The 19,377-nt window shown below is 38.9% G+C and carries 19 protein-coding genes, 1 other RNA gene and 1 pseudogene; 14 read left to right on the forward strand and 7 right to left on the reverse strand.

Going from position 1 to position 19,377, the window contains the following annotated elements:
- Positions 1–2: 2 nt before the first annotated feature.
- The gene (locus ESZ26_RS10290; protein ID WP_146799538.1) at positions 3–950 is read left to right on the forward strand and encodes a GGDEF domain-containing response regulator; all 948 of its coding nucleotides are present in this window, start codon (positions 3–5) and stop codon (positions 948–950) included.
- A 49-nt stretch (positions 951–999) separates the two neighbouring features.
- Here the strand turns inward: ESZ26_RS10290 and ESZ26_RS10295 are convergent, their stop codons facing one another.
- The 3 genes from ESZ26_RS10295 to ESZ26_RS10305 form a co-directional block, all read right to left on the reverse strand.
- Positions 1,000–2,049: a trypsin-like peptidase domain-containing protein gene (locus tag ESZ26_RS10295; RefSeq protein ID WP_211361219.1), complete on the reverse strand. Its 1,050-nt coding sequence runs from the start codon at positions 2,047–2,049 to the stop codon at positions 1,000–1,002.
- A 125-nt stretch (positions 2,050–2,174) separates the two neighbouring features.
- Complete coding sequence (locus tag ESZ26_RS10300) at positions 2,175–3,530, reverse strand: Do family serine endopeptidase (protein ID WP_146799539.1); 1,356 nt, start codon at positions 3,528–3,530, stop codon at positions 2,175–2,177.
- A 91-nt stretch (positions 3,531–3,621) separates the two neighbouring features.
- Positions 3,622–4,077: a Z-ring associated ZapG family protein gene (locus ESZ26_RS10305; protein ID WP_146799540.1), complete on the reverse strand. Its 456-nt coding sequence runs from the start codon at positions 4,075–4,077 to the stop codon at positions 3,622–3,624.
- A 176-nt stretch (positions 4,078–4,253) separates the two neighbouring features.
- On the opposite strand from ESZ26_RS10305, the gene zapE reads away from it, so the two are divergent.
- From zapE to ESZ26_RS10355, 10 genes are all read left to right on the forward strand, one after another.
- On the forward strand, positions 4,254–5,369 hold the full coding sequence (gene zapE / locus ESZ26_RS10310) for a cell division protein ZapE (protein WP_146799541.1): 1,116 nt from the start codon (positions 4,254–4,256) through the stop codon (positions 5,367–5,369).
- 207 nt (positions 5,370–5,576) lie between these two features.
- A complete protein-coding gene (locus ESZ26_RS10315) occupies positions 5,577–7,733 on the forward strand; it encodes an adenosylcobalamin-dependent ribonucleoside-diphosphate reductase (protein WP_146799542.1) in 2,157 nt (718 codons plus the stop codon).
- 33 nt (positions 7,734–7,766) lie between these two features.
- Positions 7,767–8,438, forward strand: coding sequence for a TSCPD domain-containing protein (locus ESZ26_RS10320; RefSeq protein WP_146799543.1), 672 nt, complete (start codon positions 7,767–7,769; stop codon positions 8,436–8,438).
- A gap of 255 nt (positions 8,439–8,693) precedes the next feature.
- Positions 8,694–9,122: a 50S ribosomal protein L13 gene (rplM, locus tag ESZ26_RS10325; protein ID WP_146799544.1), complete on the forward strand. Its 429-nt coding sequence runs from the start codon at positions 8,694–8,696 to the stop codon at positions 9,120–9,122.
- A 3-nt stretch (positions 9,123–9,125) separates the two neighbouring features.
- Entirely contained in the window at positions 9,126–9,518 is a 393-nt protein-coding gene (gene rpsI, locus ESZ26_RS10330) for a 30S ribosomal protein S9 (protein ID WP_146799545.1), read from the forward strand.
- 585 nt (positions 9,519–10,103) lie between these two features.
- Entirely contained in the window at positions 10,104–10,694 is a 591-nt protein-coding gene (gene petA / locus ESZ26_RS10335) for a ubiquinol-cytochrome c reductase iron-sulfur subunit (RefSeq protein WP_146799546.1), read from the forward strand.
- Positions 10,694–11,959, forward strand: a complete 1,266-nt coding sequence (locus ESZ26_RS10340; RefSeq protein WP_146799547.1) for a cytochrome b — start codon at positions 10,694–10,696, stop codon at positions 11,957–11,959. The genes petA and ESZ26_RS10340 overlap by 1 nt, the downstream gene beginning before the upstream one ends.
- Positions 11,959–12,672 carry a cytochrome c1 gene (locus ESZ26_RS10345; protein ID WP_146799548.1) on the forward strand — a complete coding sequence of 238 codons (714 nt, stop codon included), beginning with the start codon at positions 11,959–11,961 and terminating at the stop codon, positions 12,670–12,672. The genes ESZ26_RS10340 and ESZ26_RS10345 overlap by 1 nt, the downstream gene beginning before the upstream one ends.
- Before the next feature lie 85 nt (positions 12,673–12,757).
- Positions 12,758–13,396, forward strand: coding sequence for a stringent starvation protein SspA (gene sspA / locus ESZ26_RS10350; protein ID WP_146799549.1), 639 nt, complete (start codon positions 12,758–12,760; stop codon positions 13,394–13,396).
- 2 nt (positions 13,397–13,398) lie between these two features.
- On the forward strand, positions 13,399–13,872 hold the full coding sequence (locus ESZ26_RS10355) for a ClpXP protease specificity-enhancing factor (RefSeq protein ID WP_244947083.1): 474 nt from the start codon (positions 13,399–13,401) through the stop codon (positions 13,870–13,872).
- 163 nt (positions 13,873–14,035) lie between these two features.
- Here the strand turns inward: ESZ26_RS10355 and dolP are convergent, their stop codons facing one another.
- From dolP to ESZ26_RS10375, 4 genes are read right to left on the reverse strand one after another with little or no spacing between them, the layout of a single operon-like run.
- Positions 14,036–14,605, reverse strand: a complete 570-nt coding sequence (gene dolP / locus ESZ26_RS10360) for a division/outer membrane stress-associated lipid-binding lipoprotein (protein WP_146799551.1) — start codon at positions 14,603–14,605, stop codon at positions 14,036–14,038.
- A gap of 1 nt (position 14,606) precedes the next feature.
- Positions 14,607–15,197, reverse strand: coding sequence for a phosphoheptose isomerase (locus ESZ26_RS10365; protein ID WP_146799552.1), 591 nt, complete (start codon positions 15,195–15,197; stop codon positions 14,607–14,609).
- Between the two features lie 27 nt (positions 15,198–15,224).
- Positions 15,225–15,617 (reverse strand): YraN family protein, encoded by a 393-nt coding sequence (locus ESZ26_RS10370; protein WP_146799553.1) that lies wholly within the window; start codon positions 15,615–15,617, stop codon positions 15,225–15,227.
- Positions 15,586–17,445: a penicillin-binding protein activator gene (locus tag ESZ26_RS10375; RefSeq protein WP_146799554.1), complete on the reverse strand. Its 1,860-nt coding sequence runs from the start codon at positions 17,443–17,445 to the stop codon at positions 15,586–15,588. The genes ESZ26_RS10370 and ESZ26_RS10375 overlap by 32 nt, the downstream gene beginning before the upstream one ends.
- Before the next feature lie 94 nt (positions 17,446–17,539).
- Between ESZ26_RS10375 and rsmI the strand changes: the two genes are divergently transcribed.
- The 3 genes and pseudogenes from rsmI to ESZ26_RS19450 form a co-directional block, all read left to right on the forward strand.
- Positions 17,540–18,388, forward strand: a complete 849-nt coding sequence (rsmI, locus tag ESZ26_RS10380) for a 16S rRNA (cytidine(1402)-2'-O)-methyltransferase (RefSeq protein ID WP_146799555.1) — start codon at positions 17,540–17,542, stop codon at positions 18,386–18,388.
- Between the two features lie 80 nt (positions 18,389–18,468).
- Positions 18,469–18,874, forward strand: an RNA gene (rnpB, locus tag ESZ26_RS10385) — RNase P RNA component class A.
- A gap of 396 nt (positions 18,875–19,270) precedes the next feature.
- Positions 19,271–19,377 (forward strand): annotated as a pseudogene (locus ESZ26_RS19450) (transposase); the annotation flags it as partial.

Raw genomic sequence — 19,377 nt, forward strand, 5'->3', positions numbered from 1 at the left:
AAATGAAAACTGTAGAGCAAATCATTTTAATTGTTGATGACGACAAAGCAAACCGCAAAATGCTGAAGGAATTATTGCAGGAACAAGCAAAAATTATTTTTGCAAAAAATGGTAAACAAGCTAAAGAACTTGCTAAAAAGCATCTTCCAGATCTTATTTTATTAGATGTAGTTATGCCTGATATTTCTGGTTTTGAGGTCATTGATACGTTAAAAAACAATGATAAAACGATGAATATTTCGGTGATTTTTATTACCGGTTTAGCCAATGATGATGATGAAGAGCGTGGCTTTAATTTAGGTGGCTGTGATTATATCTATAAGCCCTTTAAACCCAACATTGTTATTGCTCGCGTGATGATGCATTTAGAATTAATTCGTCAGCGTAAAATGTTAGATGAAATTGCTCATATTGACGCCTTAACCGGAGTTAATAATCGTCGTAAAATGGACCTTGTTTTAAAAAATGAAGTCGCAGCGATTAAATATAAGCACAGTAATCTATTAGTCGCAATTCTCGATATTGATTACTTTAAACAATATAATGATGGCTATGGGCATGGTGCTGGCGACGTCGCTTTAAGGCAAGTAGGACAGGCGCTTCGTGAAATTTTTGTACGGCCACGAGACTTCGTCGCTCGTTATGGTGGTGAGGAGTTTGTCATTGTATTACCGGATTGTGATAAAGCTAGCGCTACAATTATGCTCAGTAATATCGTTCAAGCGATCCAAGATAAAAAAATTAAGCATCAGTATTCTAGTGTCTCGCCACAATTAACGGTCAGCGTTGGTGCTGTGGTCGTTCAATCATCTCCATCTGTTGCTGTCGCTGATATTATGAAAAAAGCGGATGATTTGCTATATCAGGCGAAAAATGATGGTCGTAATCAGTATTGTCTTGCTGAGCTGAACCAGCCAAGTCGTTTACCAACAGCGCCAGATGTTGCTTAACTTATGGCGCAAGAGATGAAACATACTCGCATTATAATTTAATCACGGACTAAACTTTTGGCTTTTCAGAAATAGTGACCGAGACTTCGACTAACTGTTTTTTTCTTATTAATTTAAAAGATAATATACTGCCAGGTTGTGTTTCAGCAACAATATCAAGTGCCTGTATAAATGAACTAATGGCAATATTATTGATCTGGTAAACGATATCACCCGGTTGTAAGCCAGCCCTAAAGGCCGGACTGTTCTTTTCAACGCCAGCAATAGTAAAGCCTTTAAAGTTGTTTGGTAGCGAGTTGATACTTACGCCCAAGTAGCCACGTATTACCCGACCATTGGCAATTATTTTTCTCATCACTTTATGGGCAAGTGAATAAGGAACGGCAAAAAATATTCCCTGAATATTCCTTTCTGTATCAATGAACTTTCTCGAATTAATGCCAACGAGCTCGCCATTGGTATTGATAAGCGCGCCGCCGGAGTTGCCATCATTGATTGCTGCGTCCATTTGCAATAATTCTAAGTAGTTAATAACACTTAAACCGCTACGACCTGTGGCACTAATAACGCCCTGAGTCACGGTTTGTCCTAAATTCAACGGGTTGCCTATCGCCAAAACTACATCACCAGCAAGCGATTGTAAGTTAGCTCTTTGTGGAATAACCGGCAGGTTGGCCGTGTCTACTTTAAGTACAGCTAAATCGGTATAAGTATCGTAACCAATAAGTTCTGCAGAAAAACGTTGGCCATTTTGCAGATCAACATTAATTAAATCAGCATTTTGTACTACGTGAAAGTTGGTTAATATATACCCGTTCGAATCCATGATAACCCCAGATCCTAACCGAGTAGACCTGCGGGCTTTTGCACCATAGACAGGGCTAGTACTTATATCTTCTGAATAAATGTTAACCACCGCAGGACTCGCAGTACTCACTGCTTTTGCATAAGATAACGGCTGTTGTTGTTGCTGATTATTTTGCAGTACTTGCAAAGTGTTGGTGCGTAATTCTGGCACCAACAGGAGTAAAGTCACGGCTATCATCACACCATAACTGGCTGGACGAACAATGTATTTTATTAGGTTTATTATGTTCAAAATTAATTTTTATGATCAATGTTTAATATCGCTAGCATAGCATAGGTCTGCTTTAATCTTATAGTTTGAAAAATAAAAAAGGCTCATAAAGAGCCTTAGATAAGTCTATTGTTAACCTAAGGGTATTAACGGATCATTAAAAATAATGTGCTATTACCTCTGACAATATTGAGCGCAAAAACCCCTTTGTTATCATTTAAGTAGCTGCGTAATTCACCGATAGACTTTATACGTGTACGGTTTATTCCACTGATCACGTCACCTCTTTGTAAACCAATAGCAGCGGCAGGACTCTCTTCTTCTACTGATTTAATATCAATACCTTGACCATTGGTACTATTTTGAAGTTCAGCGCCATCTAACATTCGGTGAATGCTTGCGGCCTCTACTTTTGGTGTTTCTTGTTTTTTAAGCGTAACGTCATAAGTCTTTTCTGAACCGTCTTTTTTTATTACCGTTAACTCAACAGACTTACCGGCGCCAATTGAACCAATTTTTCCTCGTATGGCAGCAAACGTTTTTACCACTTTTCCGTTCACTTTGGTGATAACATCACCGGCTTCAATACCAGCATCTGCAGCGGCTGAATCAGCAACAACTTGCTCAATAAAGCCACCTTGGCTTGACTCAAGTTCTAGTGCCTTGGCGATTTCACCATTAACACTTCTGCCTAACACGCCAAGAACACCGCGGCGTACTTCGCCAAATTCAATTAACTGTTTAACAATGTTGTCGACCATATTACTGGGTATGGCAAAGCCAATACCAACATTGCCACCATTAGGGCCTAATATTGCGGTATTAATACCGACAAGTTTACCGTGTAAGTTAATAAGTGCGCCACCTGAATTACCGCTGTTAATGGCAGCATCTGTTTGAATAAAGTCTTCGTAATTCTGCGCATTTAATCCGCTACGTCCTAACGCACTTATAATACCTGAAGTAACGGTTTGACCTAAACCAAAAGGGCTACCAATGGCAACAGCAAAATCTCCAACCCGTATATCATCTGAGTCGGCTAGCGCTACTTCAATTAAGTCTTCGGCGTCTATTTGTAGTAAAGCAATATCACTACTGGCATCAGAACCAATTTTTTTTGCGGTGATTTGACGACCATCTTTTAAGGTTATTTGAATTTCATCAGCTTCATTGATGACATGATTATTAGTGACTATGTAGCCTTGTGCAGCATCAATAATTACCCCTGAGCCTAAACCTCGAAATTCACGTTTTCTGGTTTGGTTTTGTTCAGGGTTTCCAAAGAAAAACTTAAATGCTTCTGGGACTTTAGATTTATCTTCGTGGGTACCGGTAACCGAAATTAACACCACACCCGGAGTGACCTTTTCTAGCATCGGCGCTAAACTTGGCAACTGTTGGCCACTAACGGAAAAAGGTAAATTTGCTTGGACGGGCAAACTTGCTACGGCAATAGAGCCGGAAAGAAGAATACTTGTTGCTAAAACAGACAGTTTTTTCATAAAAGAGACAACCTTCTTATAAACATAAATGATTAATGTAATTTTATACTTAACTAAAGACCTATGCTGTGTGCGTTAGTTCCAAAGAACGTTAGCCTACATTTGTAACACTTTGTTTCTTGTCAGCAAAAAGTCCACTCGCTTGCCCAGAATAGTCAAGTGGTGGTTCTGTACTTGTTGCTTCATTTTTACGTTCGGCTCGGCTATGACGTAATGATACCGTTTGTGCGAGTTGCTCTTGGGTTTCTTTTGAGAAAAATGGCATGCCATCAACGTCTAAAGGTGTTGCTTGCTTTAACAATTGCGTACTTTTTTCCATTTGCAACATAGCTGTTTGGCAAGTGCTATTCATCTTATCTAAAAGTATTGTTGAATCATCTAAATGTTCTGCAACATCGAGTTTATATTGCGCTAAAGCGGCTTCACTATTACTGACGCGTTCACTGAGTTTCTGATTGTCTTGGACTGATGCAGATAAAAAACGGCTAGCAACAAAACCTATTGCAGCACCAACTAATAAAAGAAAAATTGCTAAAACTATATCCATAGTGTCAAACCCTCGTTATATTCAATAAAATGAGTAAAAATATGTGAACTTATTTTGTATAATAGCGCTTCTGTTCGCGCTTACCTAATGAATATGATTGCGAATTTGTTAATTTCAAGAAAATATTCCATTAGTCCTGATAAGACTCTGTGAAACAAAATATAAGTGGCCAATAAATGATCAAGCTTTCACCCTTAGATAAGTACAATGAAGATTTAACCCGTGATGATTTTTTACATGACGATGCGCAGGAAAATGCGGTAAAAAACTTACAACGGCTCTATGAAGATTTTCAAAATAAACCCTTACCCGTTGAAGGATTTAAGAAAGTGCTTAATCGCTGGAAGCGAATTGTTGCTAAATCTGAAACTAAAACCATTCAGGGACTTTATTTCTGGGGCGGAGTTGGTCGAGGGAAAACTTATTTAGTTGATACATTTTATGATTGTCTGCCCTTTGAAAATAAAATGCGCGTTCACTTTCATCGTTTTATGCACCGTGTCCATCAAGAATTAAAAACATTAACAGGGCAAGCTGATCCGCTGAAAATAATCGCTAAACGTTTTGCCGATGAAACCTGTATTATTTGTTTTGATGAATTTTTTGTTTCAGACATTACCGATGCGATGATCCTTGGCGCTTTATTTGAAGAGTTATTTGCTCATAATGTTACTTTAGTGGCAACGTCAAATATTATACCCGATGGTCTGTACCGTAATGGTTTGCAAAGAGAACGTTTTTTACCGGCCATCAAACTCATTAATCAACATTGTGATGTGGTAAATGTTGATAGCGGTATTGATTACCGTTTACGAACCCTAAAGCAAGCCGAGATTTATCATGCACCACTTGATGCAGAGGCAAGTGAAAATCTAGCACAATATTTTATTCAGTTGTCGGTGAAGCCAGGCAAGAAAGACGTGGATGTTAAAATAAATAATCGCTCATTACTGGCGATTGAAGAATCTGACGGTATTGTGCACTTCGACTTTGCTGTGTTGTGTGAATCAGCACGCAGTCAAACTGACTATATGGAAATAAGTCGGTTGTATCACACGGTATTATTAGCCAATGTTAAACAAATGAGTGTCGATCGTGAAGATGCAGCTCGTCGATTTATTGCGCTGGTTGATGAATTTTATGAACGTAATGTAAAATTAATTATTTCTGCTGCAGTCGAAATGGAAAATTTATACAGCCACGGTGGTCTGGAATTTGAGTTCAAACGTTGTTTAAGTCGTTTACAAGAAATGCAGTCGCATGATTATCTAGCAAGTAAGCACTTACCTTAGCAAGATAGATCGTTTTACTCAAAGACCATAATAAAAAATGCCGATTTAGCTATCGGTATTTTTTTATGCCAATTTTAGCCTGTTCAAGTTAACTGGCTATATGTTGTGTTTTTTATTGATCTCGATCGCAATATGTAGTGCTTTGGCTTTTGTCCTTTTTTTTTATAGGTAAGATATCCCAAAAATAAAATGCCAAAAGGAACGCCGATGACAAACGTTTATTCACAAGATTTAGCGACAAGTATTAAACTACAACCTGCTTCAATTGATATTTGGGATAAAAAATACCGCTTAAAAGATAAGCATGGTCAGCCGCAAGAAAACACAATTTCTGAAACCTTTCAACGAGTAGCCTTAGCACTCGCAAACATCGAAGATAAAGATAAAAAAAAATGGTACGACAAATTCGTTTGGGCAATGGAATGTGGCGCTTATCCTGCGGGACGGATAATTTCAAATGCTGGCGCTGAACAATTCAAACCTGCCACATCGACAATTAATTGCACTGTTTCAGGCACTATTGATGACTCAATGACGGGTATTTTAACTGCGGTACACCAAGCAGGCTTAACGTTGAAGGCGGGTTGTGGTATTGGTTATGAATTCTCTACTTTAAGACCCAGTGGTGCTTTTGTCGCTGGCGCCGGTGCCACAACATCAGGCCCACTGTCGTTCATGGATATCTTTGATAAAATGTGCTTTACCATTAGTTCTGCCGGCGGGCGGCGCGGTGCGCAAATGGGCGTTTTCGATATCTCTCACCCGGATGTTAAACGTTTTATTGTTGCGAAGCGTGAGGATGGTCGTTTACGGCAATTTAATTTATCACTACTGATCAGTGATGAATTTATTGCTGCGGTAAAAAATCAACAAGACTGGTCACTCAATTTTCCTATCTCACACCAAGAATTACTTGCCGATGACATTGTTATCACCGACCGAGATAAAATACTCTTCAAAGAAAATCATTTTGATGACGCTTATATTAAAAAGCATAACTATGTGTTGAATAATAAAGGTGAAATTGCCTGTAAAATTTATAGCTCGATACCCGCTGTTAGACTGTGGGATATGATCATGAGCAATACATTTGATTATGCTGAGCCAGGATTTTTATTGATTGACCACGCCAACGAAATGAATAATAACTGGTTTTGCGAAAAACTACGCGCAAGTAATCCCTGCGGCGAACAAATATTACCGCCCAACGGCGCTTGCTTGTTGGGTTCAGTAAATTTAGTTAAATTTGTTGAGCAACCTTTCTCTTCTTGTGCGAAATTTAATTGGCATAAATATCGCGAAGTTGTCAAAATTTTTACTCGCATGCTCGACAACGTAGTAGAAATTAATGGCTTACCGCTAGCGGAACAACAGCAAGAAATTCAAAGCAAGCGTCGTCATGGCATGGGATACTTAGGATTAGGCTCAGCTCTGACATTATTAAAAATACCTTACAATAGTCCTGAAGCCTTAGCTTTTACCGAAAAAGTTTCAAAGGTTTTAGCGATTACGGGGTGGCAAGAAGCGTTAAATTTAGCAAAAGAAAAAGGCCCAGCGCCGATACTTACACAAACGTTTGTGGTGACTGAGCAAATGCTAGCAAAACGCCCTGAAATGCAAAGAGATGACATAAAAGTGGGTGATAAAATAAAAGGCTCAGTGTTACACGCAAAATACAGTCGTTATATGCAACGCATCGCAAAAGAAAATCCTGAACTTGTTGAGGCGTTAGCTAAAGTTGGTGCGCGTTTTACTCATCATACTTCGATAGCACCGACGGGCACTTTAGCCCTCAGTCTGGGTAATAATGTATCCAATGGTATTGAACCAAGCTTTGCACATGAATATCACCGCAATATTATTCGAGAAGGTAAAAAATCAAAAGAATCAGTCGCTGTTTCAAGTTATGAACTGCTGGCATATCGTCATTTTATCAATAAAGATGCTTTGGCATATAGCGAAGATGACAATAAAAAGCTGCCTAACTATTTTGTATCTGCCGATGCCATTGCTCCTAAAGAACATGTTGATATTCAGTCTGCGGCGCAATACTGGATAGACTCATCTATTTCAAAAACAATTAATGTCCCAACGGATATTGACTATGAAAACTTCAAAGATATTTATTTATATGCCTACGACCAAGGCTTAAAAGGCTGTACAACTTTTCGTTTTAACCCAGAAGTTCATCAAGGTGTTTTAGTAAAAGACGAAGAACTCGCCAATGTAACGTATCAGTTTACCTTAGCCGATGGTACTGAGATTTCAGTAAAAGGTAATGAAGAGGTGTTGTACGACGGCGAAACACACACGGCAGCAAATCTGCATGACGCTTTAAAAGAAGGTTATTACGGTAAGCTCTAATGCAGCCTAATAAGAAAAATAACAAGGAAATTAATGATGATAGAAATTAATCAAGCGATCACTGCGGTTAAGGTGTTGATTGCTGAACAGCTAGCTGTCAAAGAAGAAATAAAAACCATAGCAGATAAGCTGACTGAAAGTACAAAGCGTCCTGAAATGTTAATTGGTTCGACCTATAAAATAAAACCGCCGGTATCAGACCATGCCCTTTATATTACTATTAATGATATTTTGCTCAATCAAGAAAGTGACCAAGAAATTCGCCGTCCTTTCGAAATTTTTGTCAATTCGAAAAACATGGAATTTTATTCGTGGATAGTTGCTCTAACGCGTGTTATCTCAGCAGTATTTCGTAAGGGAGGTGATTGTACCTTTTTAGTCGAAGAGCTAAAAGCGGTGTTTGATCCCAAAGGGGGCTATTACCAGAGAGGCACAGGCATTTTTATGCCATCGGTGGTTGCTGATATTGGTCATGTTATTGAAACACACTTAAAAACATTAGATATGCTGCCAAAAAGTGAAATTGATAGCCACCAACAGGCCTATATTGAAGAAAAGCGCCAAGCACTAAAAGTCGAGGAGGGAAGTGACGCATTAGCTTTGTCAGCCACAGCAAGTCAATGCGTAAAATGTTATCAAAAGTCAGTAGTCTTATTAGACCATTGCGCCACTTGCTTAAATTGTGGCGATTCTAAATGCGGTTAGTTACCAGCTAGCGATTGTATTCGTGATAAAAGTGTAAAAAAAGTGCAATTGATTGCGATTTATAGGTGATCTTAGCGGATAACTTCTGTATAATCCTCGCTCCCTGCGTTACAAATGCCTACTGTTTTTGACTTTTGTGAAAAGTAGTGGCGATGGACTCGATACTCGAAGGGGTAGAGCGTGGTCTTTTTAACCGGTGATGTTAATTCTTAGCATTCATCATTTAAAGTAACATAATAAATATTGGGTTTTTTAATGAAAACTTTTGTAGCAAAACCAGAAAGCGTACAACGCGAATGGTTCTTAGTGGACGCCGAAAATAAGACTTTAGGTCGTATCGCTACTGAAATTGCAACCCGTTTACGCGGCAAGCATAAAGCAGAATATACTCCTCACGTAGATACTGGCGATTACATCGTTGTTATTAACGCTGAGAAAGTGAAAGTAACTGGTAATAAAGCGAAAGGTAAAATTTACTACTCGCATACAGAATTCCCAGGCGGTCTTAAGCAAATTAGCTTTGAAAAGTTAATTGAAAAAGCTCCAGAGCGTGTTTTAGAATTCGCAGTTAAAGGTATGTTACCTAAAGGTCCTTTGGGTCGTGAAATGTTCCGTAAGCTTAAAGTTTACGCGGGCACTGAGCATAAGCATACTGCACAACAACCACAACTTTTGGAGCTTTAAGCAATGGCTGATAATCAATATTACGGTACTGGTCGTCGCAAGAGCTCAACTGCTCGTGTGTTCATGAAAGCTGGTAACGGTGCAATTACAATTAACAAGCGTGACATTTCTGTATACTTTGGTCGTGAAACGGCTCGTATGGTTGTTCGTCAACCATTAGAATTAGTTGAAATGTTAGAAAAGTTTGACTTTAACATCACTGTTGTTGGTGGTGGTATTTCTGGTCAAGCTGGCGCAATCCGTCACGGTATTACTCGTGCATTAATGGAGTTCGATGAAACTTTACGTAGTTCTCTACGTGTAGCTGGTTTCGTAACTCGTGATGCTCGTAAAGTTGAACGTAAGAAAGTTGGTTTACACAAGGCTCGTAAAAAGCCACAATTTTCAAAACGTTAATATTTACCTTATACGTTTTCAAAAAACCGACTTTATGTCGGTTTTTTTATGTCTGTCATTTAGCAAAAATAAGTGTGTGTTGTAGTCTTAAATTAGAGAAGATTTTTATTATAAAAGTGACCTTAAGCGATAATAAATAATCCCGTGCGAATACCAATAAAATGATAAAATTATTATCGTTAAAGTTAGCGGTTATCAACAATAAAAATATCCATCAAAAGGATTTTTTTGTTGTACTCTTTACCAAGCACTTTTTTGATGGTTAGCAATAACACTCGGATATATGAGTATTAAAATAATTTATCGGATCGCGAAAGAGAAACTATTCTTTTATGCGCGTTTTTTAAATAATAATCTTTCGTATTTAGCTATGTGTTTAAAGTGATAAAGTCAGTGAAATAAAGATATATAACTGATGTTTCGCTTATTTTTACTTGTAAAAAAGTGCTTATTTCTTTATTATCAGAAAAATTTTTTGTCGCAAGTTTGGGCAAACAATTGGAAAGTATTTCCTCTCGCAACTCGCTGTAGCTGTGAGAATAATAATTCGAATTTGTTTGAAACAATGTTATTTGGAGATTTTGAATGAGCAATGCGCCCGTGAATAACGGCCGTCGACGCTTTTTAACTGCTGCTACTTCGGTAGTAGGTGGTGTTGGTGTTGTCGGTTTGGCTGTGCCTTTCATTGGTTCTTGGAACCCTAGTGCTAGAGCGAAAGCTGCTGGTGCTCCGGTTGAAGTCAATGTAAGTAAAATAGAACCAGGTCAATTAATCCGCGCTGAATGGCGAGGTAAACCTGTTTATGTGATCCGTAGAACTGAAGAAATATTATCAACTTTAGCGGCGCATGACGATCAATTGAAAGACCCAGGTTCAGAAGAGCCTCAACAACCAACTTATGCAACTAATGCATATCGTTCAATTAAGCCTGAGTTTATGGTTGCCTTAGGTGTTTGTACTCACTTAGGTTGTGCTCCTACTCATCATCAAGGCGATTTTGAAGAGTTTGTTGAAGGTGTAAAAGACGGTTTCTTTTGTCCTTGTCACGGTTCTAAATTCGATATGGCTGGTCGTGTTTTTCAAAGCGTTCCTGCACCAACAAACTTGGTGGTTCCTGAGCATTCATTCCCAACAGCAGACACCTTATTAATTGGTGTTAGCGCAGGAGAAGCATAATGTTAGCTAATTTAATGGCGTGGATTGACAAACGTTTACCGTTAACCGACGCGGTAAACAAGCATGCTGGTCAATATCCTGCACCTAAAAACTTTAATTTTTGGTATGTCTTTGGTGTTTTAGCCAGTGTCGTACTCGTTAATCAATTGTTAACGGGTGTTTGGTTAACAATGAGCTATGAGCCATCAGGAGAAGGTGCGTTCGCTTCTGTTGAATACATCATGCGTGATGTTGACTACGGCTGGTTACTTCGCTATATGCACTCTACGGGCGCGTCAGCGTTCTTTGTTGTTGTTTATATGCATATGTTCCGTGGCATGATGTACGGTTCATACCAAAAGCCTCGTGAGTTACTTTGGATCTTCGGTATGTTGATCTTTTTAGTACTTATGGCTGAAGCTTTCATGGGCTACTTATTACCTTGGGGTAATATGTCTTATTGGGGCGCACAGGTTATTATTTCTCTGTTTGGCGCTATTCCAATTATAGGTGATGACTTAACACTCTGGATACGTGGTGATTACGTTATATCAGGTGCTACCTTAAACCGTTTCTTTGCTTTACACGTTATTGCAATGCCACTGGTTTTAGTTGTATTAGTTTTCTTACATATTCTTGCACTTCATGAAGTGGGTTCAAACAACCCTGAAGGCACAGATATTAAAAAACCTAAAGGTAGTGTGCCATTAGAAGAGCACAGTAAATTTACTTTCCATGAGCAATATACTAAAAAATACGACATCGTTGATGCGATCCCGTTCCATCCTTATTACACGGTAAAAGATTTAGTGGCGATTGTTATCTTCTTAATCATTTTCTCTTGGGTAATGTTTTTCAACCCAGAAGGCGGTGGCTACTTTATGGAAGCGCCAAATTTTGAACCTGCAAACGGCTTGAAAACACCAGAGCATATTGCACCGGTTTGGTATTTTGGTCCTTTTTATACCATTTTACGTGTTATCCCTGATAAGTTATTAGGGGCAGTTGGGATGTTTTCTGCGATCATTGTCTTATTCTTATTACCTTGGTTTGACCGTGGTACCGTAAAATCTATCAAATTCCGTTGTACTGCTCATACGGTTAACTTAGCGCAATTTGTTATTTGTTTTATTGCTTTGGGTATTTTAGGTACGTTGCCATCAACACCGGTCTATAACTTAATTGGTACTATCGCTACGTTTGGTTATTTTGGTTTCTTCCTTGCCTTATGGGTATACAGTAAGAACGAGAAAACTAAGCCAGTTCCAGAGAGGGTTTCAGGATAATGAATAAATTTATTAGAGCTTTTACTTTCGGAATTTTTGCGCTTGTGCCTATGCTTACACTTGCTGCTAGCAGTGGTGTTCATTTAGACAAAGCCGGTAATGATTTAAGTGACAAAGAGTCACTTAAACGTGGCTTTGAGTCTTACATTAATTATTGTTTAGGTTGTCACCAGTTACAGTACCAAAGATACAATCGTACTTTTGAGGATTTAGGTATTAGTGAAGCCGATGGTATTGCTAATTATATGTATACCGGTGATAAAGTCGGTGATCATATTACTAATACTATGCCAGCAAAAGATGCGGCTAAATGGTTCGGTAATACACCACCTGATTTAACGTTAATGGCGCGTTTAAAGCCAGGGCCTGATTATATTTATACCTACTTACGCTCTTTCTACGTTGATCCAGAACGTCCTTTTGGCGTTAATAACACCGTATTAAAAAATGCCGGTATGCCGCATGTTTTACAGGGGTTACAAGGCGTTCGTACGATGGACGAAAATGGTAAACTCAGCGAAGCAACGGGTGGTTCTATGACTGTTGAAGAATACGATGCTTTTGCTCGTGATTTAGCCAACTTCTTAGAATACACTGGTGAGCCAAGCAAGCTTAAACGTGAAGCTATGGGGTATTGGGTAATAGGCTTCTTATTTATTTTCCTTATTTTTGCTTACTTACTTAAAGTTGAATATTGGAAGGATGTACACTAACAATTATTGTTAATGTACAGCGTTTTATTTATGGGGGGCTTTGGCCCCCTTTGTTAGTTTTTTATTACAGATTTTTGGAGGCATTATGGCCGTAGCAGCAAACAAGCGTTCAGTGATGAATTTATATTCTCATGCTGATGATATGTATAGTCATCAAACACGCATCGTACTCGCTGAAAAAGGTGTTGGCGTTGATATTCACTTAGTTGATTTGGCTAACTTACCAGAAGATTTACTCGATTTAAATCCATATGGCACAGTACCGACGTTAATCGATCGTGAATTAGCACTATATGAAGCATCAATTATTATTGAATACTTAGATGAGCGTTTCCCTCATCCGCCATTGATGCCAGTTTATCCGGTATCACGTGGTCGTAGCCGTTTGATGATGCATCGTGTCGAACAAGATTGGTACAGTCTAGCAAAAATAATTATGAGTGGCCCAGCAGACGCTGCAAGCAAAGCTCGTCAAGAACTTAAAGAAAGCTTGTTAAGTGTAGCGCCAATTTTAAATGAAGCGCCTTACTTTATGAGTGAAGAGTTCAGTTTAGTTGATTGTTATTTAGCACCACTATTATGGCGTTTACCTGCTTTAGGTATTGAGCTTGATGGTGAAGGCTCTAAAGAATTTAAAGGTTACATGCTAAAATTATTTGAACGTGAATCATTTCAAGCATCATTAACTGAAGATGAGCGTGAAATACGTTTAGGTATGTTTTAGTCTTGATATCTCCAGAGATGACCTCTAACAAACCCTATATAGTGAGAGCTTTTTATCAGTGGATTTCTGATAATGACCTTACGCCATATATTGCCGTAGATACAAGTGTTTATGGTGTGTTAGTGCCGACAGCTTATGTGACCGATGGGCAAATTGTGCTCAACGTTTCAATGTCAGCCGTTGGCTCTATTTCTCTTGCTGATCATGCCATTGAAGTAAGCGCACGTTTTGGCGGTAAGCTTGAACAGCTTGTTGTACCTTACGGTGCTATTAGTGCTATTTACGCAAAAGAAAATGGTGCGGGGACATCGCTTGCGATTGAACATCCTGAGCCTGAACTTGATAAAGAAATAAGTCCAGTAAAGCCAGTCGGTTTATCTAGTGTCTCTTCAGATAAGAGCAGTACTGTAAACACCAAGACTGAAACGGGCTCATCAAAATCGAAAGGTAAGCCTAGCTTAAAAGTGATCAAGTAATTACTACAGGCACTATAAGTGCTGATGGTATATTAGTTGTTATGCTGAAATCGTTTTAAATTTATTTCAGTTGTCATTATGACAAGCAGCAAACAATAAAAAAGCTTCACAAGTATTAACTTGTGAAGCTTTTTTTATGAGCGCTATGGTAAGTAACTTGTTGTTAAATGTATTCAAATATCTTGAATACACGATTGACACCGCTAACATTGCGCGCTATCTCTACGGCTTCATTAGCTTGCGCTTCTGTTATTAAGCCCATTAAAAAGACTTCGCCATTTTCAGTAACCACTTTAATATTAGTCGCATCGATGTTGTCGCTGCCAAAAAGAGCCGCTTTAACCTTTGACGTTAACCAAACATCGTTACTTCTGGTGGTAATAGAAGTGGTATTACTGATACGAATTTGATTATGTAGCTGAACAACTTGTTTAACTTCATTAATCGATTTTATCGCCAAATCACGTAAATAGGTATTAGGCGCTTGCCCGATAACTAAGACACTACCGTTAACACTGATCACTTGTAGGTTAGTGTTATCTGCGAGGGCTTCATGCTTAGCAAGCTTAGCATTCGCCTCAAATTCAATTTTTTGGTCATCCAACTGTGTACCAATACTACGCTCATCGGTAGCAGCAGATGCTCCACCGATAATAGTAACAACAGCAGCAGCGACACACCCTTGCAAAAGCAAAATACTTGCTAGGGTGATTAATAATTTTTTTTGTATCATATTAACTAGCATCTTGTGGAAATAAAGTGGTGTCAATAATATCGCATAAGCAATGTATTACCACTAAATGTACCTCTTGAATTCTGGCCGTACGTGATGAAGGTACACGTATTTCTACATCGTTCTCACCCAGCAAACCTGCAATATCACCACCATCACCACCGGTTAGTGCGATAATAGGAATATCGCGTGATACGGCCGCTTCAATCGCTTTTATGACATTACGAGAATTACCACTGGTTGAAATAGCGAGTAAAACGTCACCGTTATTGCCTAATGCTCGCACTTGTTTAGAAAATATCTCATCAAAGGAATAATCATTCCCGATAGAAGTAATCGTTGAAGTGTCGGTTGTTAAGGCTATTGCCGGCAAAGGTGGTCGCTCAGTTTCATAGCGATTTAATAACTCGGCTGAAAAGTGCTGTGCATCACCCGCTGAACCGCCGTTACCACAAGCAAGTATTTTATTACCAGCCAATAAGCTTTGCACCATTATCATACCTGCATGCTCAATAGGGCCTGCTAGTAATTCGCTGGCGGCAATTTTGGTTTGGATACTTTCGGTAAAGTTGCTTTTTATCCGTTCTAACATAAATGAAACTAGCTCCGTTTATTGACTCTAAAAGGCGTTTTTTAGCCAGGTAATATCGAGATTGTTTATATTACCTTGTAAAGCAATAACATCAAATCGACAAGAAGTATTATATTCGTTTAAACCACATTGTTGCAGATAAAATGCAGCTGTTTTCCTAATTTTTTGCTGTTTTTTCACTGATATTGCTGAAATAGCACCACCAAACGACATCGAAGCACGATATTTTACTTCAACGAAGACATAAGTGTCAGCATCTTTGACGATTATATCAATTTCACCTAACCGGCAGGTAAAGTTTTTTTCTGCAATAATTAAGCCTTGTGCCACCAAATAATCCCCCGCGTACCTTTCGGTAATATCGCCAGTTTTTTTGGTATTAATTGGCTTAGTCCATGGCAATTTCAGTGACCTCGCCATCTTTATAGATACCCCATAATAAGCTTCGCGTTAGGGTGTTATTACTGTTTAATTTTAATATACCGGTTTGACCGTAATGACGAACATAAGGTTTTTGTTTCATTAGGGGCAGTTTCTCAACTAAATATAGGCTGTCATAACCCATGGCAAAGATGCGTTGTAAAGAGTCACTGCGACTTGGCCAAAGCGCTTTACTCAAATCAGCTAATTGAGCATTTTGTTGTTGGCTGCTTAACAGCCAAGGCATTTCGGTAAAAATAAGGTTACGAAGATCGTTATGCTTACTTGAGTCTTGTTTACTGCTATGACTGCGAGAGCTAGCATAAACCGGAATAATAGTAGCAAAAGGACTGGTATTAACATCAATATACGGTTTTAGTAATTTTGTTTGTGCCGGTGAACCCACTAAGTAAAACATATCGATGTCACGGCGATTTCTTGGCTCTGAATCGATACTTTGCTTTACTCTTATTTTCAAATCCTTAATGCGTGCTTGGCTACTATCAACCTCTAAACTAGCCTTGAGTTGCTCTTGCATCATTTTACCTTTTTCGAAATAAACAACTTCAGGAGAATAGCCGTTAATCAGTTGCCATTGCTTAGTAAAGGCTCGGGCAATTCTTTTACTGGCGGTATCTCGATGGCTGAGTATGACGGGTGAGCTATAATTTTTACGACTCAATGTTGTTGCTGCTTGGTAAGCTTCGTCTTCTGGGCGCATCGACAGAATGAATTGCTCGGTGTTACGTTGCTCAACTTTTGGAGTGTTAAGTAATAAGCTGGGTAGCAAAATTTCATCTTGGGCAAGGAATTTATCGACATTATTTTTAAGTAAAGGGCCAATAATAAAATGACTATCTAAGGCGATTAGCTGTTCATTTAACAAGGTCCAGTCAAGTGTATCAGCATCGATAAAGGTTAAGTTTTTATTAGGAATATTACTATAAGCTGCTAGGATCCCTTGCTGGGCAGCTTTTCCTGCAGACGCTTGTTTACCGGAAAGGGGTAAAATAATAGCAATATTTTCAATAAGTTTTTGTGGGTTTTGTTCTGTTATTCTTAATGTTTCAATAATTGCTTGTGCTGGGTGGGCAGAAAAATCACCTTGCCACTGAGTTAAGTAAGCATCAAAGCGGTTAATATCACCGCCAAATTTATGCGCGTAAGTTAAGAGTTGTTGCCAACCTTTAATATAAGGCGGGTCTAGCGCTGCTAATTGACTGACTTGCCAAGTAGACAGTAAACTTAATGCTTGCCATAGCTGATAAATATCATCAACGTCTGTATTTAAACTGCTGGAAAACCAATGCAATTTAGCGTTAACCGCACTAATTTCTAATGCTCTGCGCTGCTGTATATCAGCGAGTAAGAAATAGTAATTCTCGCGGTGAATAACATTACTATCTGTTGAAAGTTCATTAGCAATTTCAAGCTGTTTAAAAGCTAATTCAATCTCATTTAATTTAAGTAAACTGTCTGCACTTACTAATGCTAAACGGTATTTGTCTTGCACATTGTCTGTCAGGTTTATCAGTTGCTGTGATAACCATAGCGCCTGATTATAACTCTCCTCACCAACCAGTAATTCACTGGCATCAATTAGAGTGGCGATTGCTGTTTTTAGCTCTTGTGTTTGTGCCGTCAACAGCAACTGTTGTGAGGTTATTTTATTATCGGCACTCGCTAATGATTGATTTCGAGAATCGATTGTACCTTTATTGGCGGCAATATTTTTGGAAGTACCGCAACTTGTCAGTAATGTCGTTGTTAGTAGAACGACAAAAAAGAGTGCAGTAATACGATAAAAAGTGCTTTTATTAGAAAACATAAAATTAGTTTGGCTCACCAGCGATAAATCCGTACTTTATTAGTTAGCTTTATAATAAACTTCATCTTCATCAGTCTCAACTTAAGTATTCATTATGTCGTCAGTATTTGTAGAATCAGGCACGCTTTACATTGTCGCCACACCTATCGGTAATTTAGCCGACATCAGTCAACGTGCACTTGATGTGTTAACTCAAGTCGATATTATTGCCTGTGAAGATACTCGTCATACTCAAAAATTATTATCAACCTACTCGATAAAAAATAAAACCTTATCATTACATGACCATAATGAACGTCAACGTCAAGACTACGTGGCGACACTTTTACAAGAAGGTAAAAGCATTGCACTTGTTTCTGATGCAGGCACACCATTAATAAGCGATCCAGGCTTTCATCTGGTTCGTCATTGTCGCCAACTGAATTTAAATGTTTCTCCTATTCCCGGTGCTTGTGCAGCAATTGCTGCGCTTTCAGTGGCAGGGTTGCCGACCGATCGCTTTTCTTTTGAAGGATTTCTCCCTTCAAAAACTGGCGCTAGGCAAGCAACATTAGCGAACTTGCTCGAAGAGCCGCGCACTATGGTGTTTTATGATGCACCACGTCGAGCCATCGATACCGTTGCAGATATTGTTAAAGTATTGGGGGGAGACCGTCATGTCGTTATTTCTCGAGAGTTAACAAAAACCTTTGAGACAATACACTCAGATACCGCTGAAAACTTATTAGCTTGGTTGAAAGAAGATCCAAATCAGTTAAAAGGTGAAATGGTTTTAATCATCGAAGGCAATAAAATTGATGCTAATGCTATTCCTGCAAAGGCCATTGCTACACTGAAATTATTATTAGCGGAAATGAAGCCCAAGACAGCCTGTGCTATCACTGCTGAAATATACGGAGTAAAAAAGAACGCTTTGTATGAAATAGCCCTTGAAATGAAGTGATTTACGCTTTATTTATGTGTAGTCAGTAACTAAATATATTATCAATTGGCTATCGGTAAAAATTAAGGTAAAATGCGCGCCGAGTTGACCAGACAATCGCTGCTTTATCCTTGTATCAGATGTGCAAACTGAAGATATAGGTATAAGGGGGAGGAAAGTCCGGGCTCCAATGAGCAGGGTGCCAGGTAACGCCTGGGCGGCGTGAGCCGACGACAAGTGCAGCAGAGAGAAGACCGCCGATGGTTATCTTTCGAGATTTCACAGGTAAGGCTGAAAGGGTGCGGTAAGAGCGCACCGGATTGCTGGTAACAGTAATTGCAGGGTAAACTCCACCCGGAGCAAGACCAAATAGGGTTTCATATGGCGTGGCTCGCGTTGAAACCGGGTAGGTTGCTTGAGCCTTAGAGCGATTTAAGGCCTAGACGAATGATTGTCACTCTTTTTTGAAAGAGATACAAAACCCGGCTTATGTGGTCAACTCAACTATTCTAATAACCGCTTGATTATTTGAACAATAATCAAGCGGTTTTCTACAATCCTTTCATATCAAGCTATGCAATTTCAAAAAATGCTACACGGTTAACTACAGGGTACTGATTTTTATCCCCATTATTACTTCTACATTTACACATTAAATTCATTTTTAAAATACAGCTAAACTCTGTTACTTATGACTTGCCAAACTTTTACAGACCTTAAATTTGAAGAGTTATCTTTACTGAATGAAGAGCACAAATTTAATCCGTTCGATACTATTAGGTACTCTCTCGGCAACATCTCTTCTTATTGAGCTATCTTCTTATTAGGCCACCCATAATAACTGATGCAGTTTTCGCTCAATAAACTAGACTTAAGGTACCTATATTCAGTCAGGTGACTATTATGCCTAAGCCTCGCTCACAACAAATCAGTTTATTGGACACCCCTTATTATCACATTTGCAGTCGTACGGTACGCAAGGCTTTTTTGTGTGGCGTAGATAAGGAGAC

Origin of the sequence: Colwellia hornerae, assembly GCF_007954355.1 — a bacterium.
GTDB classification, from domain to species: domain Bacteria; phylum Pseudomonadota; class Gammaproteobacteria; order Enterobacterales; family Alteromonadaceae; genus Colwellia_A; species Colwellia_A hornerae.

What these genes read in the sequence shown, in the direction of transcription:
- ESZ26_RS10290 (WP_146799538.1), top strand. Translation starts at nt 3, where the DNA reads ATGAAAACTGTAGAGCAAATCATTTTAATTGTTGATGACGACAAAGCA.
- ESZ26_RS10300 (WP_146799539.1), bottom strand. Translation starts at nt 3,530, where the DNA reads ATGAAAAAACTGTCTGTTTTAGCAACAAGTATTCTTCTTTCCGGCTCT.
- ESZ26_RS10305 (WP_146799540.1), bottom strand. Translation starts at nt 4,077, where the DNA reads ATGGATATAGTTTTAGCAATTTTTCTTTTATTAGTTGGTGCTGCAATA.
- zapE (WP_146799541.1), top strand. Translation starts at nt 4,254, where the DNA reads ATGATCAAGCTTTCACCCTTAGATAAGTACAATGAAGATTTAACCCGT.
- ESZ26_RS10315 (WP_146799542.1), top strand. Translation starts at nt 5,577, where the DNA reads ATGACAAACGTTTATTCACAAGATTTAGCGACAAGTATTAAACTACAA.
- ESZ26_RS10320 (WP_146799543.1), top strand. Translation starts at nt 7,767, where the DNA reads ATGATGATAGAAATTAATCAAGCGATCACTGCGGTTAAGGTGTTGATT.
- rplM (WP_146799544.1), top strand. Translation starts at nt 8,694, where the DNA reads ATGAAAACTTTTGTAGCAAAACCAGAAAGCGTACAACGCGAATGGTTC.
- rpsI (WP_146799545.1), top strand. Translation starts at nt 9,126, where the DNA reads ATGGCTGATAATCAATATTACGGTACTGGTCGTCGCAAGAGCTCAACT.
- petA (WP_146799546.1), top strand. Translation starts at nt 10,104, where the DNA reads ATGAGCAATGCGCCCGTGAATAACGGCCGTCGACGCTTTTTAACTGCT.
- ESZ26_RS10340 (WP_146799547.1), top strand. Translation starts at nt 10,694, where the DNA reads ATGTTAGCTAATTTAATGGCGTGGATTGACAAACGTTTACCGTTAACC.
- ESZ26_RS10345 (WP_146799548.1), top strand. Translation starts at nt 11,959, where the DNA reads ATGAATAAATTTATTAGAGCTTTTACTTTCGGAATTTTTGCGCTTGTG.
- sspA (WP_146799549.1), top strand. Translation starts at nt 12,758, where the DNA reads ATGGCCGTAGCAGCAAACAAGCGTTCAGTGATGAATTTATATTCTCAT.
- dolP (WP_146799551.1), bottom strand. Translation starts at nt 14,605, where the DNA reads ATGATACAAAAAAAATTATTAATCACCCTAGCAAGTATTTTGCTTTTG.
- ESZ26_RS10365 (WP_146799552.1), bottom strand. Translation starts at nt 15,197, where the DNA reads ATGTTAGAACGGATAAAAAGCAACTTTACCGAAAGTATCCAAACCAAA.
- ESZ26_RS10370 (WP_146799553.1), bottom strand. Translation starts at nt 15,617, where the DNA reads ATGGCGAGGTCACTGAAATTGCCATGGACTAAGCCAATTAATACCAAA.
- ESZ26_RS10375 (WP_146799554.1), bottom strand. Translation starts at nt 17,445, where the DNA reads ATGTTTTCTAATAAAAGCACTTTTTATCGTATTACTGCACTCTTTTTT.
- rsmI (WP_146799555.1), top strand. Translation starts at nt 17,540, where the DNA reads ATGTCGTCAGTATTTGTAGAATCAGGCACGCTTTACATTGTCGCCACA.